The organism is Bacillus cereus group sp. MYBK227-1 (assembly GCF_051916325.1).
GTDB lineage: Bacteria > Bacillota > Bacilli > Bacillales > Bacillaceae_G > Bacillus_A > Bacillus_A cereus.
In genome coordinates, this window is the sequence record NZ_JBQAGK010000001.1 from 628,198 (window position 1) to 647,826 (window position 19,629).

Consider the following 19,629-nt stretch of genomic DNA (forward strand, 5'->3'; position numbering starts at 1 on the left):
GATTTAAAATGGAAATCATTTATGAAGAATTTAAGGAGGCATTATCTAAAATAAAAGTGCTAAGAGAAAACGCCAATATAATAGAAGAAACTGTTCAAAGAAGTGTAAGAGAAATCATTAGACATGTAAGGGAAGGGAAAGATGAGGCTTTATCTTTCTATACAAAAAAGTTTGATGGTGTAGAGATGAAAAATTTTCGTGTAAGTGAAGAAGAAATACAGCAAGCGAGTATGTTTGTAGAGAATTCATTTTTAGAAGCTTTAAAAGAGGCGAAGAAAAACGTTGTTTCGTATCACGAAAAGCAAAAGAAGCACTCAATATTCGATTGTGAAAGTAAAGGGATAATTAGAGGGCAACTCATTCGGCCGTTAGAAAATGTAGGTGTATATGTACCGGGTGGGACAGCCTCATATCCTTCTTCAGTATTAATGAATGTATTGCCGGCGAAACTCGCAGGTGTGAAAAAGATTGTAATGGTAACACCGCCGAGGAAAGGAGGAATTGATCCACATATATTAGCTGCTGCAGATCTTGCGGGAGTAGATGAAATTTATACGATAGGTGGCGCACAAGCAATTGCTGCTTTAGCATACGGGACGGAATCGATTCCGAAAGTGGATAAAATAGTTGGACCGGGAAATTTGTACGTCGCTCTAGCGAAACGAGAAGTATACGGAATAGTAAATATCGATATGATTGCTGGTCCATCAGAAATTGTAGTTGTCGCGGATGAAACAGGTAATGCAAAATATATCGCAGCGGATTTATTATCGCAAGCAGAGCATGATGAGAGAGCAACGGCGATTTGTATTACAACGAATATGGAACTAGCTAAAGAAGTAGAAAAAGAGGTAGAAAGACAGTTAGAAACGTTACCAAGAAGTGAAATTGCACGTGAATCAATAAATAGAAATGGAGCCATCTTTATCGTTCCTTCTTTAGAGGAGGCGCTAAAGTTATCAAATGAAATTGCTCCAGAACATTTAGAGTTACATATAAAAGAACCAATGAATGCTCTAGATTATGTGAAACATGCAGGCTCTATTTTCCTTGGGCCATATTCACCTGAACCGCTCGGGGATTATTTAGCGGGACCGAATCATGTATTACCAACGAGCGGAACGGCAAGATTCTTTTCTCCGTTATCAGTCGATGATTTCGTGAAAAAATCAAGTTTTATTTCTTATACGGAGGAAGCATTAAAAAATGTACAGCATCATATTGTAGAGCTTGCAAATAAAGAAGGGTTACATGCACATGCGAGAGCAATCCAAATAAGGTTTGAGGAGGAAAAATAATGCGTCAGTCCAGTCAAGCACGTGAGACGACAGAAACAAAAATTAAATTAAATTTGCAGCTTGATGAAAGTACAAATGTATCTATTCAAACAGGGGTTGGTTTTTTCGATCATATGCTTACTTTATTTGCTAGACATGGAAGATTTGGATTGCAGGTTGAAGCAGAAGGTGATGTATTTGTCGATGCACATCACACCGTTGAAGATGTTGGAATTGTACTCGGAAATTGCTTGAAAGAAGCATTGCAAAACAAAGAGGGAATTAATCGTTACGGTTCTGCGTATGTACCGATGGATGAATCTTTAGGATTTGTGGCAATTGATATAAGTGGACGCTCATATTGTGTATTTCAAGGGGAATTAACAAATCCGAAGCTCGGGGATTTTGATACAGAATTGACGGAAGAATTTTTTAGAGCAGTTGCACATGCTGCCAATATTACATTACATGCGCGCGTTCTATACGGAAGTAATACACATCACAAAATTGAAGCATTATTTAAAGCTTTTGGTAGAGCGCTTAGAGAAGCGGTCGAAAAAAATGCTAACATTACTGGTGTAAATTCAACGAAAGGAATGTTGTAATTGATTGCCATTATAGATTATGGAATGGGGAATATTCGCAGTGTTGAGCAAGCATTAAAATATATTGGCGCAGAGTACATTGTAACGAGTGATAAAAAAGAGATATTGAGAAGCGATGGCGTGATTTTACCGGGAGTAGGTGCATTTCCGAAAGCGATGGACGTATTAGAAGAAAGAGATTTAGTGTGTGTACTAAAAGAGGTTTGTGATATAGGAAAACCACTCCTCGGTATATGTTTGGGCATGCAGCTTTTATTTGAACGAAGTGAGGAACTAAAAGATTGTAGCGGGTTAGGTTTACTACCAGGGGAAATTCGTAAGTTAAAAGTTTCGTATAAAATTCCTCATATGGGATGGAATGAATTAAGGAAGGAAAGAGAATTTCCGCTTTGGAATGGATTAGTGGATGGTTCTTTCGTGTATTATGTTCACTCATATTACGCGGATTGTCCAGATGAAATTGTATGCGGAGTAAGTGATTATGGAATGCAAGTACCAGGGTTTGTCGCGAAAGGAAATGTATTTGGTGCACAGTTTCATCCAGAAAAAAGTGGCGAAATTGGCATGCAAATATTAAAAAATTTTCAAGGGGTGGTAGAAGCATGGAAATCTTCCCAGCTATCGATTTAAAAGAAGGACGATGCGTTAGACTTTATCAAGGAGAGTTTAGTAAAGAAACGGTGATGAATGAAGATCCAGTAGCGCAGGCGATCATATTTGAAAAGCTTGGAGCGGAAATACTACACATTGTTGATTTAGACGGTGCAATTGCTGGCGAGTCTTTAAATTTGCCCGTCATTGAAAAAATCTGCAAGGCGGTACGTATTCCTGTGCAAGTGGGAGGAGGAATTCGTTCACTTGTAACGGTGGAGAAGTTATTGTCAGCAGGTGTAGAAAAAGTGATTTTAGGAACAGCAGCTCTTTATGATAAGTCATTTTTAGAGGAAGCAGTTCGTCTATATAAAGAGAAAATCATTGTTGGAATTGATGCGAAAAATGGTTTCGTAGCAACGAGAGGTTGGCTTGATCTATCTGAAATTTCTTACGTTAGTTTAGCGAAACAAATGGAAAGTTTAGGTGTTCAAACGATTGTGTTTACAGACATTTCGAAAGACGGGACGCTTGCAGGTCCAAATTTTGAACAATTAGCGATACTTCAAAAAAGTGTGGGCATTCGTCTCATCGCCTCTGGAGGAGTGGCATCTATTCAAGATGTGAAAAAGTTAAATGATATGAATATATATGGTGTCATAATTGGAAAGGCGCTTTACGAGAAAACGATTGATTTAGAAGAAGTATTACAGGTAACGAAGTTATGTTAGCGAAACGAATTATTCCATGTCTAGATGTGAAAGAAGGGCGAGTCGTAAAGGGTGTAAATTTTATAGGATTACAAGATGTCGGTGATCCGGTTGAAATAGCTGAAGCATATAACGAGGCAGGGGCAGATGAAATCGTATTTTTAGATATTACGGCGACTCATGAAGGAAGAAAAACGATTATAGATGTTGTAGAAAAAACAGCAGCAAAAGTATTTATTCCTCTTACGGTTGGCGGGGGGATATCAAGTGTGAAAGATATGTACAATTTACTAAGAGTTGGGGCAGACAAAGTTTCACTAAACTCAGCGGCAGTGCGAAACCCGAAGTTAATAGAAGAAGGGGCAGAACACTTTGGATCACAATGTATTGTCGTGGCAATTGATGCTAGAAAAGTAGCAGAAGATAAATGGAACGTATATGTCAACGGTGGAAGAGTTGACACAGGAATGGATGCCATAGAATGGGCGAAGCGTGTTGTTAAACTTGGGGCAGGTGAAATTTTGTTAACGAGTATGGATGCAGATGGAACGAAAAGCGGATATGACCTTCGTTTAATAGAAGAAATTTCAAAAAGTGTTTCTATTCCAGTCATCGCATCAGGAGGCTGTGGTCATACGGATCATATTATAGAAGTTTTTCAAAAGACAACGGTTGATGCAGCGTTAGCGGCATCCATCTTTCATTATGGTGAGGCGACAGTGCAGAGTGTAAAGCGAAAATTAAGAGATGCAAATATTGAGGTGCGGTTATGAAACCTAATTTTTCAAAAGGATTAATACCGGCAATTGTCATCGAAGAAGGTACGAAAGACGTTTTAATGCTAGCTTATATGAATGAAGAAGCATATAAAAAAACGTTAGAGACGAAAAGAACATGGTTTTATTCTCGTTCGAGGCAGTCGTTATGGAATAAGGGGGAAACATCAGGGAATGTTCAATATGTGCAATCTTTATATTTAGATTGTGATCAAGATTCAATTGTTGTGAATGTGAAACAAGTAGGACCTGCTTGTCATACGGGAGAGAAGACATGTTTTTACTATCAAATTATATAGGGGGATACATATGGAAAATGCCTTTAAGTTGCTGTATAAAACAATTGAAGAACGAAAGGGAAGCCCACTTCCTGAATCGTATACAAATTATTTATTTTCAAAAGGAGAAGATAAAATTTTAAAGAAGATTGGTGAAGAGTGTGCTGAAGTAATTATCGCATGTAAAAATAATGATAAAGAAGAAGTAGTGAAAGAAATGGTTGATGTATTTTATCACTGTTTCGTTTTATTAGCTGAAAAAAATATTGCATTGGAAGATGTGATGCGAGAGGTGAAAGAACGAAATGGAAAGCTTTCGAGAGTTGGGGATAGAAGGGAAATAGATACATTATAAGGGGGAATGTATATGAAAGTAGATTATCATCTTCACTTAGAAGAAGGACCGTATTCAATAGGATGGCTTGCTAAAATAAATGAAGCGTTGGAATGTTATGAACCGCTTCAAGAAAGACATTCTATTGATTGGCTTATGAAAACACAAGAGCGTTTGCAAAAGCGTGTGAAGGAAGGGCCATTTACAACAGAATGGATAGATCTATATTTAGAAGAAGCTGTGCGAAAAGGAATAAAAGAAGTGGGAATTGTTGATCATCTATATCGTTTTCATGAAGCAAAAGGATATTATGAAAAATATGTAGATATTAGTGATTCTAAGCTCGGTCGTATACAGAAAGAATGGTTAGATCAAGTAAGGGTAGTTTCACTGTATGATTTTACAAAGGCAATTGAAGAGGCGAAAGAACGATGGGGGAAAAGAGGTGTCACACTTAAACTTGGAATTGAAGCGGATTATTTTATTGGTTGTGAAGGAGAGTTAAAAGAATTATTAGCGCTAGGAGACTTTGATTATGTAATTGGTTCCGTTCATTTTCTAAATGGCTGGGGATTTGATAATCCAGATACGAAAGAATATTTTGAGGTGCATGACCTACGCGCATTATATGATATGTTTTTTAAAACAGTTGAGAGTGCGATTCGTACCGAGTTATTTGATATTATCGCTCATCTTGATAATATAAAGGTATTTAATTATCGATTGGATGAGAATGAACAGCTTTCTTATTATGAGGAAATTGCCTGTGCATTAGTAGAAACGAATACGGCAACAGAAATAAATGCAGGATTATACTATCGTTATCCTGTTCGTGAAATGTGCCCAAGTCCACTATATTTACAAGTATTAGCTAAGTATGGTGTTCCAATTACGATTTCTTCGGATGCCCATTACCCAAATGATTTAGGGAATTATGTACAAGAAAATATACAAACATTACGAGCTCACGGTGTTACTCAGGTTGCAACATTTACGAAGCGAGCAAGAGTAATGAGGTCGCTTGAAGAAGAAGTAACAAATTCAAAATGAAACGCAATTTTTTGATGAAAACTGTCCTTTTTGTTCAAAATAAGAAAGAATGAAAAGGAGGGTAAGAAATGGCGAAACAACAAAACAAACAAAATGTACAAGGTGCACAGCAACAAGCTTATACTTCTGAAACGAATGCTGCATCTCAATCGGTTATTGAGGAGCAAATTAGCGATACGGTTGCAGAAGGAACTATTGATGTGAAGCTTGGAAAAGAATCGCAGGAAAAAGCGTAAGAAGAGGGGAGAGTTGCATCTCCTCTTTTTTCATGGAAAAGTGTCGATTTTCAAAACTATAATCAAATTCCTTGGTTTTTATATGTGGATTTCTTACAATGAAATATAAGAGATGTCTTATTTTCTATAGAAGAGGTGTTAGTAGTGGCAAAAATATTAGTAGCGGGAAAAATTCCGGAAATTGGATTAGAACTATTAAAAGATCATAATGTAGAAATGTACAATAAAGAGGAGTTAATTTCTATAGATGAATTAACAGAGCGTGTAAAAGATAAAGATGCATTGTTAAGTTTACTTTCGACAAAGGTGCCAAAAGAAGTTATTGATGCAGCGCCTCATTTAAAGATTGTTGCAAACTATGGTGCTGGTTACGACAATATTGATTACACGTATGCGGGCGAAAAAGGAATTGCAGTTACGAATACACCGAAAGTATCAACGGAAGCGACTGCAGAATTAACATTTGCACTTCTTTTAGCAGCGGCGCGTAGAATTCCTGAAGGGGATACGTTATGTCGTACGACTGGATTTAACGGATGGGCACCGTTATTTTTCTTAGGACGAGAAGTCCATGGTAAGACAATCGGAATTATAGGTCTTGGAGAAATCGGGAAGGCTGTTGCAAAACGTGCGAAAGCATTTGGAATGGATGTTTTATATACAGGGCCAAATCGTAAGCTTGAAGCTGAAAGTGAACTGGGAGCAACGTATGTGACGTTGGAAGAATTATTACAAACAGCAGACTTTATTACAATTAACTGTGCTTATAATCCGAAATTACATCATATGATTGATGAAGAGCAGTTTAAAATGATGAAGAAAACAGCGTATATTGTAAATGCTTCACGTGGACCAATTATGAATGAAGCAGCACTTGCTCATGCATTAAAAACGAATGAAATTGAAGGAGCAGCTCTTGACGTGTTTGAATTTGAACCGAAAATTACAGAAGAGCTAAAAGAATTAAAGAATGTAGTACTTGCTCCACACGTAGGGAATGCAACATTTGAAACTCGTGATGCGATGGCTGAAATGGCTGTCAGAAATATTTTAGCTGTATTAAACGGCGAAGAGCCAGTAACACCTGTAAATCAAAAGGTATTAGTTACAAAATAAAAAGAAACCTTCCGGACTCGGAAGGTTTTCTTATTTTTCTTTATTGGCTTTTTTAGACGGTCTTTGTCTAATGAATTGAGATAACATGTACAAAATATATAGTGGAATGGCAATGAATAAGAAAACAGAAAAATTTCCAAATCCTGTTTGATACATTGTAATAATGATTCCAACTAAAAATAGTGTAATAATGATGCTATATCGTGGAATTGGTACATCTTTTAAACTTGGGATACGAATGCGGCTCACCATTAAAAATGCGAACGTTACAAATACGGTAATAAGAACGATTTTTGGAATGGTATGTGAAAATAATGTTAAGAAAGCAACAAGCCCTCCCGCTGCTGTAATCGGTACTCCAGTGAAATATTTCATTGAAGTAGAAGATGGTGTTACATTAAATCGTGCTAAACGATATGCTCCGAAAAGAGGGAATAATCCCGCTATGTATAATCCGATGATTCCGTAGTTTGAGAAAGATGTGTAATACATTAAAACAGCTGGTGCTGCACCAAATGTTACGACATCTGCAAGCGAGTCGAGCTCTTTTCCCATTTGTGAATCAACACGTAATAAACGAGCAACACGACCATCAAGACTATCTAACATCATCCCGATAAGTACTAAAATAGCAGCTGATTTATAATATCCTAAAGATGCATAGCCGATTGATAAAAATCCGCTATATAAATTTCCGAGCGTAAATAAGTTTGGAATAGCTGCTCTATACAAAATCTGATCCCTTGCTTTCTGTAATAAATTCTTAATTAGTGTATGAAAGTTTACTTATTTTATCATACCATAAATTTATTCCTCATACGAAAGAAATTACCAATTTGTGAAAGATTTCATAGAAGGATGGTTCCAAAATTAAGTGAAAATAAAAAGAGGAAGCAACTTGTATGAAGTTGCTTCCTTTACTATTCAAATTTCGTTGTCATCGTTCCGGTTTTATATCGATTATTAGGATCGAAGCGTAATAAATCTCCATAAATTAATTTATCGGAGAGTTTTAATTCTGTTTTTGCTTTTTCAATATACGGCTGACATAACGTCATGTCAGCTTCTTCACCCGTACTTCTTTTGTAGCACATATTTTTTGTATAAACATACTCTTCAGAAACAAAGCTACCATCACGCATTACCATAAGCGGGTCTTTCTCTTTAATAAATAAGTCAGTTCCAAATTCAACGGATTTATTTGTTTTAATACCAAGTAAATGAAGGAGCGTTGGCTTAATATCAATTTGACCGGATACTTTAGAAACAACTTTTCCTTCTTGGCCAGGCACATGAATAATAAGAGGGACTCGTTGTAATTGCATAGAATCGAATGGTGTAATAGTATCTTTTCCTAGGAACTGTGCCATAGCTGCGTTATGGTTTTCGGAAATACCGTAATGATCACCATAAATGACAATAACGGAATTATCATATAATCCTTCTTCTTTTAATTGTTGAATAAATAATTTAAGAGCTTCATCTGTGTAACGAACAGTTGGGAAGTAGCGGTTTACAACACCACTTTCCGAGTTGAATTCATCAACATATTGATCTTCCGGATTTAGAAGAAACGGAAAATGATTTGTTAATGTAATAAATTTTGTATAGAACGGTTGCGGTAAAGATTTTAACTTTGGAATAGATTGTTCAAAGAACTCTTTATCTTTTAATCCCCAACCGACAGACATTTGCTCCGTTCCTGCGTAATCATTTAAATTAAAATAACGATCATATCCAAGCGCAGGATACATTACATCCCGATTCCAAAACGTTTTATCGTTTGAATGGAAGACGGCAGAAGAATATCCGTATTTCTTTAATTGTTCTGGTGTCGCTGTGTATTCATTTGTTGCATGAGTAAAGAATACAGAACCACGATCTAGCGGATAAAGTGAGTTTTCAACGATAAATTCAGCATCAGAAGTTTTGCCTTGTCCAGTTTGATGATAGAAGTTATCGAAATAGAAACTATCCTTAATAAATTCATTTAAAAATGGTGTAATTTCTTTTCCATTTATTTTTTTATTAATAACAAAGTTTTGTGTAGATTCCATTGAAATTAAAATTACATTTTTACCTTTTGCAGCTCCAAATAAGTTTTTATCAACTTGTTTGTCTTTTGAGTCTGTATAGTTTTTAATTTCAGAAAACCCATCCCCACTTGCAAATACACGCTCAGCTGAAGACTTGGATTGAAGCGTAATATCAAATAGATGGTATGTGTATAAACCTAAATTCTTCACGACAGTTTGACGGTCAAATGAGCGCGAGAACATTTGTGGTTTATAAATAACTGATACAACAATTTGTAGTGCTAATAAAGCTGTTACACCGCTAAAGAAAGTTCGCTTCTCTGAGCGGGAAAGTGGTGTTTTGTCGCCAAATGATGGGAATTTACGTGAAATAAACATTAAAATAATTGCATCTGCAAATAAAAGTAATGTTTTGTACGTAAAGAGTTCTTTTATACTTGTCCCTAAATCAGCCATATTGTTTGTTTGGAATAAAACCGGGAAAGTAACGAAATCGTTATAGAACCCATAAAACATTGCGTTTCCAAATAAAATAAATGACAGTATAAAACTGATTCCAATTGTAATTCGGTTTCGGTGCTTAGATGCAAGTAAAGCTAAGCCGAAAAATAAAAGTAACGCAGCTAGTGGATTGATAAAAAGCATGAATTCTTCAAAGAAATTATCAATTTTAATATCAAATGCTAGCTTGTACACAATATATGTTTTAATCCATAGTAAAACGACTGCAACGAGTGCAAATCGCAGTTTTGGAAACAGATGTTGTAGCATAATATACTCCTCTCCTAAAAAGCATGACAGTTCTTGTGAGTCAGTTTGCTTAACGACTCATTTTATATATACGAACAGTCCTTTGTTATTATGATTATTATACTATGAGTATCATTATACGAAAATAAAAGAAGGTTGTGGGCTTTTTTATAATAATCGAGTAGAAAAAGAGTGGTGGGAGACAATAAAACAGAATTTCTATGTATGATAATTATCGTACGCAGAAAGAATCGCGTGATAATACGGAGGTTATAATGCGAAAATTATTATATTTTATAGCATGCAGTAGTGTTATACTTTTTACTTCACCGAGTGTGTCGGTAGCCCAATATGATGCACCTCTTATGGAAGATGCACTTTATTCTGTTTTATTTCCAAAAATAAATAAAGCAATTGAAAAACAATATGGAAGTTTGAAACCTTATCAATGTCCTAAAATTATTAGTTTAAAAAAAGTGTATAGCGGTACATATTTATTTCAAGCAAGTATTGAAGTGACAAAGTATGAACGTGTTGCTGGGAAAATTGCTCCACCATTTGAGAAGGTAACGATTACATTTAATAACGAAGAAGGCGAATGGGAAGTGACAAAGATTTCAGTAAAGCGCTTACCAAATGATACGAAACTAAACTGTGAAAAAACAATATAAAAAATTGTTTGACAAATAAAATGGTCCTTTGGTATTGTTAATAGCAACAATTAGATGTTTGAAAATTAAATAGACTTACCTCATCTACTCTCAAAGGTAGAGGCCGCGATAGGAAAGAGTAAGCTATGGGAGATTTAATGGAATCTGTGATCATAGGTTGAAAGGGACTATTGCCGAAATATAAGAATAACCATCTTATTCATATATTGGGACTGCATTGAATAAATGTAGTACTGTCATAAGATTTATTTTATGGAGAGCTATTTGGAGATGTTGATGCGGTTTCTTATTTTGAGGAGATAACAACTCGTTTATTTTTTCAATATATATTTTTCCTAATAAGAAACGCGTGTGAACATTGTTCCGCGCGTTTTTTGTCTATCTAAAAGCGTGCTGCAATGAATAGAAGATTGGGGTTATGAGTTTTAGAGGAAATAAGGGAGGAATTTAAATGTATTTACACGGCACAAGCCGAATTAATGGGCAAGGACACTTAGAAATTGGAGGGTGCGATACGACGCAGCTAGCAAAGCAATACGGAACACCACTTTATGTATACGATGAAGAGTCTATTCGAGGAAAATGCCGAGCATTTCATCGTGCTTTTAAAGAAAGTGGTTTCTCTTATCAAGTAGCATATGCAAGCAAGGCGTTCTTGTGCATGGAGATGTGCCGAGTAGCTCGTGAAGAGAATATGTCATTAGACGTTGTTTCTGGGGGAGAATTATATACTGCGCTCCAAGCAGGATTTCCGGCATCACGTATTCATTTTCATGGAAATAATAAAACAGAAGAAGAAATAGTGATGGCTCTTCAGGCGAATATCGGTTGTTTTGTCGTAGATAATTTCTTTGAATTAGAAGTTTTACACGATTTAGCGATGCAACATGGGAAATTTGTGAACATATTAATTCGTGTAACGCCTGGAGTAGAGGCGCACACACATGAATATATTACAACAGGTCAGGATGATTCGAAATTTGGATTTGGTGTTTCAAATGGTCAAGCAATGCAGGCAATTGGATTGGCTTTACAAAAATCCAATTATAATGTGCTAGGGATCCATTCACATATTGGGTCGCAAATATTTGAAACAGCTGGTTTTGTTCGAGCAATTGAAGTTCTTCGCCAATTTTTAGAAGAAGTGAGAGAGCAAACAAACTATGTAGTAAAAGTGTTAAATGTAGGCGGGGGATTTGGAATACGTTACACAGAGTCAGATACACCATTAACTCTTGAGACATATGTGCGAGCTGTAACAAGTGCAGTGAGAGAACAATTTACTGTATGTGAATATCCATTGCCAGAAATATGGATTGAGCCAGGCCGTAGCATTGTAGGTGATGCTGGGACAACAATTTATACAGTTGGATCTGTGAAAGATATTCCTGGTATTCGGAAATATGTATCAGTCGATGGTGGAATGACAGATAATTTAAGACCTGCTTTATATAATGCGCGTTATGAAGCGATGTTAGCGAATCGAGCGAATGATGAGAATGAGGAACTCGTTTCGATTGCCGGGAAATGCTGTGAGAGTGGAGACATGTTGATTTGGGATATTCATTTACCGAAAGTCGCTGCTTCTGATTTACTAGCAGTTTCCTGTACAGGAGCATACGGGTACTCGATGGCGAATAATTACAATCGGATTCGAAGACCAGCCGTTGTCTTTGCAAAAGGCGGAACATCGCAAGTAGTTGTGGAACGCGAAACATATGAAAATATTATTGGGAACGATCGCATACGTATTAAAGAGCTTGTCTAAATAGGAAAAGGAGTTGTTCGAATGGGCAATTCCTTTTTTATAAAATAAAATAATTAAAATATATCGGAAAACTAGGATTGAAAAAAATCAGAATTGTGATAAAATACAAATACAAAGCTTATCAAGAGAAGCGGAGGGAACTGGCCCGAAGAAGCTCGGCAACCTGCTTATAGAAAGCAAGGTGCTAAATCCAGCAAAATGGGATCCATTTTGAAAGATAAGGTAAAATATATTACCGAACAGTCTTTTCGAAATGGGAAAGATTTTTTTTATGAATAAAAAAGGGGGGGCTGTTCGCGTGAGTGTACGGGAACATTTTGATGAAGTATCCGAGAAGATTGAAGCGATGCTTGTTGATATGAAATATGGTTCAATTACAATTGTTGTGCAAGATGGAAAAGTAATTCAGTTAGAGAAAAGTGAAAAAGTACGTTTAAAGTGAAAAGCGCTGACTAGAAAAACTAGAGGCGGTTTTAACCTATTTTCATTAGGTTAAAACCGTCTTTTTGCTTTTACAGGGGGAAAAAACATGTTGACGTATGAAACGTGGGAAGAAAATGTTGTTTCGTTTTCGGAAGAAGATGAAACAAAAGGTGCGTTATCAGTATTAAATTGGGCTTATAAAGAATATAAAGATGAGGTTGTCTACGCATGTAGCTTTGGGGTGGAAGGTATGGTATTGCTGCACATTATAAACCAAGTAAATCCATCTGCTAAAGTTGTATTTTTGGATACAAATGTTCATTTTCAAGAAACGTATGAATTAATTCAAAAAGTGCGGGAACGATTTCCTTCATTGAATATTATAGAAAAACAGCCAGAACTTACACTTGATGAACAGGCGAAGTTGCATGGTGAAAAACTGTGGGAGAGCAATCCGAATCTTTGTTGTAAGATTAGAAAAATTTTACCTTTAGAAAAATCATTAGTCGTGGAAAAAGCATGGATATCGGGCTTAAGAAGGGAACAATCAGAAACACGTAAGCATACAAAGTTTATAAATCAAGATCATCGTTTTCAATCTATTAAAGTTTGTCCACTCATTCATTGGACGTGGAAAGAAGTTTGGCGATATGTATACAAACATAGCTTGCCGTATAACCCGTTGCATGATGTTGGCTATCCAAGTATTGGGTGTGAGAAATGTACGTTACCTGTAGGGGATGGTGGCGATTCAAGAGATGGTAGATGGGCTGGAAAAGTGAAAACTGAATGTGGTCTTCATTACCAATAAGATGAATCTTGAAATAAAGCTAAGAGAGGATATAGAAAAATGAGCATAGTAAACGAATTAGTAAACCGTATAGATGAGACATATGACGTATCACAAATTGAAAAAGAAATTAAATTAGACAATATTGCGTTAAGTGATTTAGAACTATTGGCGACAGGTGGATATAGCCCCCTTACTGGTTTTTTAGGGAAGGAAGATTATGATTCTGTTGTAGAAACGCTTCGTTTAGCAAATGGTAGTGTGTGGAGTATACCAATTACATTACCGGTAACAGAAAAAGTCGCAGAAAGCCTGAAGGCTGGAGAGGAAGTAAAGCTTGTCAACAATGGAAATATATACGGTGTCATTCAAATAGAAGATATTTTTGTACCAGATAAAGAAAAAGAAGCGTTACTTGTATATAAAACAACGGATGAGGCTCATCCAGGAGTGAAAAAATTATATGAACGACCAAACGTTTACGTTGGAGGAACTATTATTCTAACAAAACGCTTTGAAAATAATCAATTTCCTTCTTATCATTTAGACCCAATTGAAACGAGGGAAGCATTTAAAAAACGTGGGTGGAAAACAGTGGTCGGATTTCAAACGAGAAACCCGGTACATCGTGCCCATGAGTATATTCAAAAATCTGCTCTTGAAATTGTAGATGGTCTCTTTTTAAATCCGCTCGTTGGAGAAACGAAATCGGATGATATTCCTGCTGATGTAAGAATGGAAAGCTATGAAGTACTTCTTCAAAACTATTATCCGAAAAATCGTGTCTTTTTAAGTGTATTTCCTGCTGCCATGCGTTACGCAGGGCCAAGGGAAGCGATATTTCATGCGTTAGTAAGAAAGAATTTTGGATGTACCCACTTTATAGTAGGGCGTGATCATGCTGGAGTAGGAGATTATTACGGAACGTATGAAGCGCAAGAAATCTTCACAAATTTTACGATAGAAGAGTTAGGAATTACACCACTATTCTTTGAGCATAGTTTTTACTGCACGAAATGTGAAGCGATGGCTTCAACGAAAACATGTCCGCACGGAAAAGAAGATCATGTTATTTTATCGGGTACGAAAGTAAGAGAATTATTAAGAAACGGTGAGATTCCGCCAAGTACATTTAGTCGTAAAGAAGTAGTGGAAGTGCTAATTAAAGGCTTGAAAAAAGAAGTAGTAACAGAATAGGGAGAGAACGAGATGGATACGAATATTACTTGGCATACAGCTTCGGTTTCAAAAGATGAGAGAAGAGTGAAGAATGGACATCATAGTTTTGTAATTTGGTTTACTGGTTTATCAGCTTCGGGTAAATCTACAGTAGCGAATGCGGTCGCTCGTAAACTGTTTGAAAAGAATATTGGAAATTATGTGCTGGATGGGGATAACATTCGCCACGGTTTAAATAAAGACTTAGGATTTTCTGAAAGTGATCGCATGGAAAATATAAGACGTATTGGCGAAGTGGCAAAGTTATTTGTAGACCAAGGAGCAGTTGTCCTTACAGCATTTATTTCACCATTTCGAGTAGACCGCAAACAAGTAAGAGATTTATTAGCGGCAGATGAATTTATTGAAATTTTTGTGAAGTGTCCGATTGAAGAGTGTGAGAAACGTGATCCGAAAGGACTTTATAAAAAGGCAAGAAAAGGTGATATTAAGGATTTCACAGGTATTGATTCGCCTTATGAAGAGCCAGAGCAAGCGGAATTAATTGTAGAAACGCACAAATATTCTATTGAAGAATGTGCAGAACAAATCGTGAAGTACTTACAAGAGCGTAGTTTTATATAGGGGGATAAACAATGAGTTATGAAAAAGTATGGGCTAACAATGAAAAATTAAATCAGACCGAGAAAAATAAATTAGAAAAAGATGGCTTAGAAATTTTTAATGATATTCCTTACTATGCGGAAAATGGTTTCGAATCTATTCCGAAAGAAGAGTGGGATGCCTTTAAATGGGCAGGCTTGTATTTACAAAGACCGAAAGAAGCTGGTTATTTTATGATGCGGGTAAATATTCCGTCAGGGATTATTACAAATGCACAGGCAGAAGTACTTGCTTCTATTGCTGAAGATTATGGACGTAATGTAATAGATATTACGACGAGACAGGCGATTCAGTTTCACTGGTTAGAAATTCAGCAAATTCCAGATATTTTTAAAAGATTAGCAAGAGTTGGGTTATCTTCAGCGGGGGCTTGTGGTGATATAACGCGGAATATTACAGGTAATCCGCTTGCTGGCATTGATGCAAATGAACTATTCGATACAACGCATATTGTAAAAGAAGTATATGATTACTTCCAACATAATGAAGAGTTTTCTAACTTGCCACGTAAATTTAAAATGTCTATTAGTTCTAATATTTATAATTCAGCAAACGCAGAAATTAACTGTGTTGCATTTACGCCTGCAACGAAAGAAATAGATGGTGAGAAAAAAGTTGGTTTTCATATAAAAGTAGGTGGAGGATTATCAGCTCGACCGTATTTAGCTGATGAATTAGATGTATTCGTTTTACCAGAAGAAGTGAAGGCGGTGGCGATTGCGATTGCTACTATATTCCGTGATTTTGGATATCGTGAAAAACGTCATTTAGCTCGGTTGAAATTTCTTGTTGCGGACTGGGGAGCAGAGAAATTTAAAGAGAAACTAATAGAGTATACAGGGCCTTTACAAAGTAAAGGGGAAAGTGCACTCAAAGGATGGAATGCAGGCTATTTTTATGGTGTTCAAGACCAAAAACAAAAGGGATTAAAATATGTAGGTTTTAATGTACCGGTAGGTCGTTTACATGCAGAAGAAATGTTTGAGATTGCAAGAATCGCAAAGCAATATGGAAATGGACAAATTCGTACATGTAATTCACAAAATTTCATTATTCCGAACGTTCCTCCGGAAAATGTAAAAGGATTACTTAGTGAACCGTTGTTTGAAGCGATATCTGCAAGCCCAAAATCATTTATTGGTCATGCGGTTTCATGTACCGGTATTGAATATTGTAATCTTGCACTAGTAGAAACGAAAGAAAGATTACGAAAAATTGCAGAATACTTAGATACACAAATTGCACTCGATGTTCCAGTTCGAATTCATATGGTAGGCTGCCCAAATTCATGTGGTCAACGTCAAATTGCTGACATTGGGTTACAAGGGGTGAAAATGAAAACGAAGGAAAAGGGAATTGTTGAAGCATTTGAGATATATGTAGGTGGAACGTTGTTAGATGGCGGTGCCTACAATCAAAAGTTAAAAGGAAAAATAGATGGCGAGGATTTACCTGATGTACTCGCATCATTTATAAGTTATTTCAAAGAGAATAAATTACCAGCCGAAACATTTTATGATTTTGTAGGTCGTGTTGGTGTAGATACATTACAAATAGCGTTAAATAACGTGCTAGAAGAAGTAATAGCGTCTTAGGAGGGACGATATGGATTTATATCGATTTGAAGCTGTGTTAGTAAATAGTATTGTTCCGATTGTTGTTGTTGCTCAAAGTGAAGAACAGGCATTTAAGCTTGCGGAGATTGAGCTTGAAAAGCATTTTTTACCGTTGCCAGAGGTAAAAGAGATTTCTTTGTTTGAAAAAAAGAAGATTCGAAAAGGTGGGGCATTTGTTATCCATGAGTAGAGATCAGTAATACGAAAAAATAAAAACTTCCATTCTTATATACGAATGGAAGTTTCATTTTAATAGTAGAAATGAGGAGAGATGATGGGGAAGGTTTATATTGTTGGAGCGGGTCCTGGCGATCCAGATTTAATTACTGTTAAAGGGTTGAAATGTATTGAGAAGGCAGATGTTATTTTATACGACCGACTTGTGAATAAAGAGCTGCTTTCATACGCAAAGCCTGACGCGGATTTAATTTATTGCGGGAAACTCCCGAATTATCACACGATGAAGCAAGAAACAATTAATACATTTCTTATTAAGTATGCGAAAAAAGGGAAAGTTGTAACGAGGCTTAAGGGCGGCGATCCATTTGTATTTGGTAGAGGGGGAGAAGAAGCGGAAGCATTAGCAAAGCAAGGTGTACCATTTGAAATCGTCCCAGGTATTTCATCTGGAATAGCTGCACCTGCTTATGCTGGTATTCCAGTGACGCACCGTGATGCAAGTGCAAGTTTTGCTATTGTGACTGGGCATAGGAAAGAAGGTGCTGAAGAAGAAGTGAAATGGAAAAGTTTAGCGAAAGGTGTAGAGACTTTAGCGGTATATATGGGGGTTAGTAATTTGCCCTACATATGTGAGCAACTTATGAAGCATGGAAAAGATAAAAGTACGCCAGCTGCTATTATTGAGCAGGGGACGACGTCTATGCAACGCACAGTTGTTGGAACGTTAGGGACAATTGTAGATGTTGCGAAAAAAGAGCAAATTCAAAATCCGAGTATGATTGTAATTGGAGAGGTTGTCCGTTTTAGAGAAAAAATTCATTGGTTTGAGAAGCAGACAGAAAATGCTTATCAAGTAAGTGGAGTGTTGTAAAATGAAAGCCGTCTTATATATATGTCATGGAAGTCGTTTGAAGACAGCGAAAGAAGAGGCGATTCAATTTATTACATCGTGCATGAGCCGTATAGAAGCGACTATTCAAGAAGTTTGTTTTTTAGAGTTAGCGAATCCTTCTATTGAAGATGGTTTTCGTACATGTGTGAAGCGTGGGGCCACTGAGATTATTGCTATCCCTGTTTTTTTATTAGCGGCAGGTCATGTAAAAAAAGATATCCCTTTTGAATTGGAAAAGTTAACTAATCAATTTTCGGATGTTAAAGTTACCTATGGTAATCCGTTTGGTGTATCAGAAACACTTGTTAAATCGGTGTATAGCGGAAGTGGCATCGAACAGGAAGATAAAAATGAAGTGACGTTACTTCTTGTTGCAAGAGGGAGCAGTGATCCTGAAGTATTAAGAGATATAAACTGGATTGCCTCTTTATTTCAAACAAAAGAGAAGGTTAAAAAAGTAGAAGTTTGTTATTTAGCGGCTGCAGAGCCAAAATTTGAGGAGAAGTTAAAGGAAGTTGTAGAACGAAAAGAAAAGAACATCGTTGTACTGCCTTACTTGTTATTTACAGGTTTACTTATGAAACATATTGAGAAAGAAGTGCGCCAATATGAAGTGGAAGAGATAAAAATTAGTCCATATTTAGGGAAGAATGAAGCGTTTCAAGATATGTTAATTCAGAAAACGACGGAGTTATTGAAAGGAGATCAGTATGTATCCACTTACAGTGCGAGTTAATGAGAAACGCGTTGTTGTTATTGGCGGGGGAAAAGTTGCAGGATTTAAAATTATTCCTTTACTCAAACAGGGTGCGGATATAGTTGTGATAAGTCCAGAATTAGATGCGAATTTAGTAAAACTTGTGGAAGAAAAGAAAATTCGTTGGTATCAAAGAGAATATGAAAAAAGTGATATTAAAAGTGCTTTTTTAGTTGTTGCAGCGAGTAGTGATTCAATATTAAATGAACAAGTTGCTGAAGATGCCGCTGAGAATCAATTAGTAAATGTTATTACAAATCCGGAAAGTGGTAATGTTCATTTTCCGGCAGCGATTCATCGTGGTTTACTTAATATAGCAGTTTCTACTGGGGGAGCGAGCCCGAAGCTCGCAAAAAAAATTCGAGATGATATTGCAAATAAATATGATGAGACATATGAATCGTATTTAGATTTTTTATATGAAGTAAGGTTGAAGTTAAAAGATTTACAGTTAGAAAAGAGGGAACGAAATATATTGCTCCAAGAAGTGTTGAAATCAGTATATGTGCAAAATGAGGGGAAAAGAGAAAGTTTTTTACGTGAGTTAGAGGAAAAGGTTTTAAAATAATAAAAGATAAAGTGCGCTTTACAAATATAAAAATATAATTTATAATCACAAGTAACTTCAATAGATGAAATCGATGAGCAAGAAGAGTACGTATATTTGATGCGTTCAGAGAGCTGGGGTTAGGTGGGAGCCCGGTACGATAAAATATACAGAATGGGCTTGCGAGAGGTATGTTGAACATTGTAGTAGGCAACCCGGGTTCCGCCGTTAAAAGGATAGAGTATCGGAATTATTCCTGTACTTGAACAAGTGGGATTTATCAATCCAATTGAGGTGGTACCACGGTATTTACATTACATATATCGTCCTCTACATGCATATTTGCGTGTAGGGGACTTTTTTATTTTCTAAAGGAGGTGTGCG

23 protein-coding genes, 2 riboswitches and 1 other annotated feature are annotated in these 19,629 nt (G+C 36.4%); of the genes, 21 read left to right on the forward strand and 2 right to left on the reverse strand.

Going from position 1 to position 19,629, the window contains the following annotated elements; translation table 11 throughout:
• The first annotated feature begins 8 nt into the window (after window positions 1–8).
• The 10 genes from hisD to ACTFRM_RS03490 all read left to right on the forward strand — a co-directional run bounded on the left by hisD (window position 9) and on the right by ACTFRM_RS03490 (window position 6,973).
• Window positions 9–1,298 carry a histidinol dehydrogenase gene (gene hisD, locus ACTFRM_RS03445; RefSeq protein WP_000402933.1) on the forward strand — a complete coding sequence of 430 codons (1,290 nt, stop codon included), beginning with the start codon at window positions 9–11 and terminating at the stop codon, window positions 1,296–1,298.
• Window positions 1,298–1,882: an imidazoleglycerol-phosphate dehydratase HisB gene (hisB, locus tag ACTFRM_RS03450; RefSeq protein WP_001249949.1), complete on the forward strand. Its 585-nt coding sequence runs from the start codon at window positions 1,298–1,300 to the stop codon at window positions 1,880–1,882. The genes hisD and hisB overlap by 1 nt, the downstream gene beginning before the upstream one ends.
• Window positions 1,883–2,512, forward strand: a complete 630-nt coding sequence (gene hisH / locus ACTFRM_RS03455) for an imidazole glycerol phosphate synthase subunit HisH (protein ID WP_000560360.1) — start codon at window positions 1,883–1,885, stop codon at window positions 2,510–2,512. It begins immediately after the preceding gene.
• Window positions 2,485–3,204 carry a 1-(5-phosphoribosyl)-5-[(5-phosphoribosylamino)methylideneamino]imidazole-4-carboxamide isomerase gene (gene hisA / locus ACTFRM_RS03460; RefSeq protein ID WP_000402298.1) on the forward strand — a complete coding sequence of 240 codons (720 nt, stop codon included), beginning with the start codon at window positions 2,485–2,487 and terminating at the stop codon, window positions 3,202–3,204. Before hisH ends, hisA begins: the two co-directional genes overlap by 28 nt.
• Complete coding sequence (gene hisF / locus ACTFRM_RS03465; RefSeq protein ID WP_098212758.1) at window positions 3,198–3,956, forward strand: imidazole glycerol phosphate synthase subunit HisF; 759 nt, start codon at window positions 3,198–3,200, stop codon at window positions 3,954–3,956. The genes hisA and hisF overlap by 7 nt, the downstream gene beginning before the upstream one ends.
• Window positions 3,953–4,258, forward strand: coding sequence for a phosphoribosyl-AMP cyclohydrolase (gene hisI / locus ACTFRM_RS03470; RefSeq protein ID WP_000803957.1), 306 nt, complete (start codon window positions 3,953–3,955; stop codon window positions 4,256–4,258). Before hisF ends, hisI begins: the two co-directional genes overlap by 4 nt.
• A gap of 10 nt (window positions 4,259–4,268) precedes the next feature.
• Window positions 4,269–4,592, forward strand: coding sequence for a phosphoribosyl-ATP diphosphatase (gene hisE / locus ACTFRM_RS03475; protein WP_000426358.1), 324 nt, complete (start codon window positions 4,269–4,271; stop codon window positions 4,590–4,592).
• A 12-nt stretch (window positions 4,593–4,604) separates the two neighbouring features.
• Window positions 4,605–5,621, forward strand: a complete 1,017-nt coding sequence (locus ACTFRM_RS03480) for a histidinol phosphate phosphatase domain-containing protein (protein WP_000861836.1) — start codon at window positions 4,605–4,607, stop codon at window positions 5,619–5,621.
• Window positions 5,622–5,689: 68 nt separating this feature from the next.
• Window positions 5,690–5,857: a YozQ family protein gene (locus ACTFRM_RS03485; RefSeq protein ID WP_001118878.1), complete on the forward strand. Its 168-nt coding sequence runs from the start codon at window positions 5,690–5,692 to the stop codon at window positions 5,855–5,857.
• 144 nt (window positions 5,858–6,001) lie between these two features.
• Window positions 6,002–6,973, forward strand: a complete 972-nt coding sequence (locus ACTFRM_RS03490) for an NAD(P)-dependent oxidoreductase (RefSeq protein ID WP_001062858.1) — start codon at window positions 6,002–6,004, stop codon at window positions 6,971–6,973.
• Window positions 6,974–7,003: 30 nt separating this feature from the next.
• On the opposite strand, the gene pssA is transcribed toward ACTFRM_RS03490, so the two are convergent.
• A complete protein-coding gene (gene pssA, locus ACTFRM_RS03495; RefSeq protein WP_000285417.1) occupies window positions 7,004–7,705 on the reverse strand; it encodes a CDP-diacylglycerol--serine O-phosphatidyltransferase in 702 nt (233 codons plus the stop codon).
• A gap of 188 nt (window positions 7,706–7,893) precedes the next feature.
• Window positions 7,894–9,780 carry an LTA synthase family protein gene (locus ACTFRM_RS03500; protein ID WP_100655215.1) on the reverse strand — a complete coding sequence of 629 codons (1,887 nt, stop codon included), beginning with the start codon at window positions 9,778–9,780 and terminating at the stop codon, window positions 7,894–7,896.
• A 254-nt stretch (window positions 9,781–10,034) separates the two neighbouring features.
• Here ACTFRM_RS03500 and ACTFRM_RS03505 point away from each other — a divergent pair, with 254 nt between their 5' ends.
• The 11 genes from ACTFRM_RS03505 (at window position 10,035) to ACTFRM_RS03555 (ending at window position 19,266) form a co-directional block, all read left to right on the forward strand.
• Window positions 10,035–10,430, forward strand: coding sequence for a DUF3888 domain-containing protein (locus tag ACTFRM_RS03505; protein WP_001228822.1), 396 nt, complete (start codon window positions 10,035–10,037; stop codon window positions 10,428–10,430).
• Between the two features lie 89 nt (window positions 10,431–10,519).
• Window positions 10,520–10,701, forward strand: a riboswitch (Lysine riboswitch).
• Window positions 10,702–10,881: 180 nt separating this feature from the next.
• The gene (lysA, locus tag ACTFRM_RS03510) at window positions 10,882–12,198 is read left to right on the forward strand and encodes a diaminopimelate decarboxylase (RefSeq protein WP_000280648.1); all 1,317 of its coding nucleotides are present in this window, start codon (window positions 10,882–10,884) and stop codon (window positions 12,196–12,198) included.
• 115 nt (window positions 12,199–12,313) lie between these two features.
• Window positions 12,314–12,422, forward strand: a riboswitch (SAM riboswitch).
• Window positions 12,423–12,496: 74 nt separating this feature from the next.
• Window positions 12,497–12,640, forward strand: a complete 144-nt coding sequence (locus ACTFRM_RS03515; protein WP_322372482.1) for a YezD family protein — start codon at window positions 12,497–12,499, stop codon at window positions 12,638–12,640.
• A gap of 87 nt (window positions 12,641–12,727) precedes the next feature.
• Window positions 12,728–13,432, forward strand: coding sequence for a phosphoadenylyl-sulfate reductase (locus ACTFRM_RS03520; RefSeq protein WP_000959020.1), 705 nt, complete (start codon window positions 12,728–12,730; stop codon window positions 13,430–13,432).
• Window positions 13,433–13,471: 39 nt separating this feature from the next.
• A complete protein-coding gene (gene sat, locus ACTFRM_RS03525) occupies window positions 13,472–14,608 on the forward strand; it encodes a sulfate adenylyltransferase (protein ID WP_000029491.1) in 1,137 nt (378 codons plus the stop codon).
• A 12-nt stretch (window positions 14,609–14,620) separates the two neighbouring features.
• Window positions 14,621–15,214, forward strand: a complete 594-nt coding sequence (gene cysC / locus ACTFRM_RS03530; protein WP_000380499.1) for an adenylyl-sulfate kinase — start codon at window positions 14,621–14,623, stop codon at window positions 15,212–15,214.
• An 11-nt stretch (window positions 15,215–15,225) separates the two neighbouring features.
• Window positions 15,226–16,848: a nitrite/sulfite reductase gene (locus tag ACTFRM_RS03535; protein ID WP_000119621.1), complete on the forward strand. Its 1,623-nt coding sequence runs from the start codon at window positions 15,226–15,228 to the stop codon at window positions 16,846–16,848.
• Window positions 16,849–16,858: 10 nt separating this feature from the next.
• The gene (locus ACTFRM_RS03540; RefSeq protein ID WP_000366914.1) at window positions 16,859–17,059 is read left to right on the forward strand and encodes a DUF3906 family protein; all 201 of its coding nucleotides are present in this window, start codon (window positions 16,859–16,861) and stop codon (window positions 17,057–17,059) included.
• Between the two features lie 84 nt (window positions 17,060–17,143).
• A complete protein-coding gene (gene cobA / locus ACTFRM_RS03545) occupies window positions 17,144–17,920 on the forward strand; it encodes a uroporphyrinogen-III C-methyltransferase (RefSeq protein WP_322372480.1) in 777 nt (258 codons plus the stop codon).
• 1 nt (window position 17,921) lies between these two features.
• Window positions 17,922–18,677: a sirohydrochlorin chelatase gene (locus tag ACTFRM_RS03550; RefSeq protein WP_000648887.1), complete on the forward strand. Its 756-nt coding sequence runs from the start codon at window positions 17,922–17,924 to the stop codon at window positions 18,675–18,677.
• Window positions 18,652–19,266 carry an NAD(P)-binding protein gene (locus ACTFRM_RS03555; RefSeq protein WP_000283356.1) on the forward strand — a complete coding sequence of 205 codons (615 nt, stop codon included), beginning with the start codon at window positions 18,652–18,654 and terminating at the stop codon, window positions 19,264–19,266. Before ACTFRM_RS03550 ends, ACTFRM_RS03555 begins: the two co-directional genes overlap by 26 nt.
• Before the next feature lie 64 nt (window positions 19,267–19,330).
• Window positions 19,331–19,579, forward strand: a binding site (T-box leader).
• The last annotated feature ends 50 nt before the right edge of the window (window positions 19,580–19,629 follow it).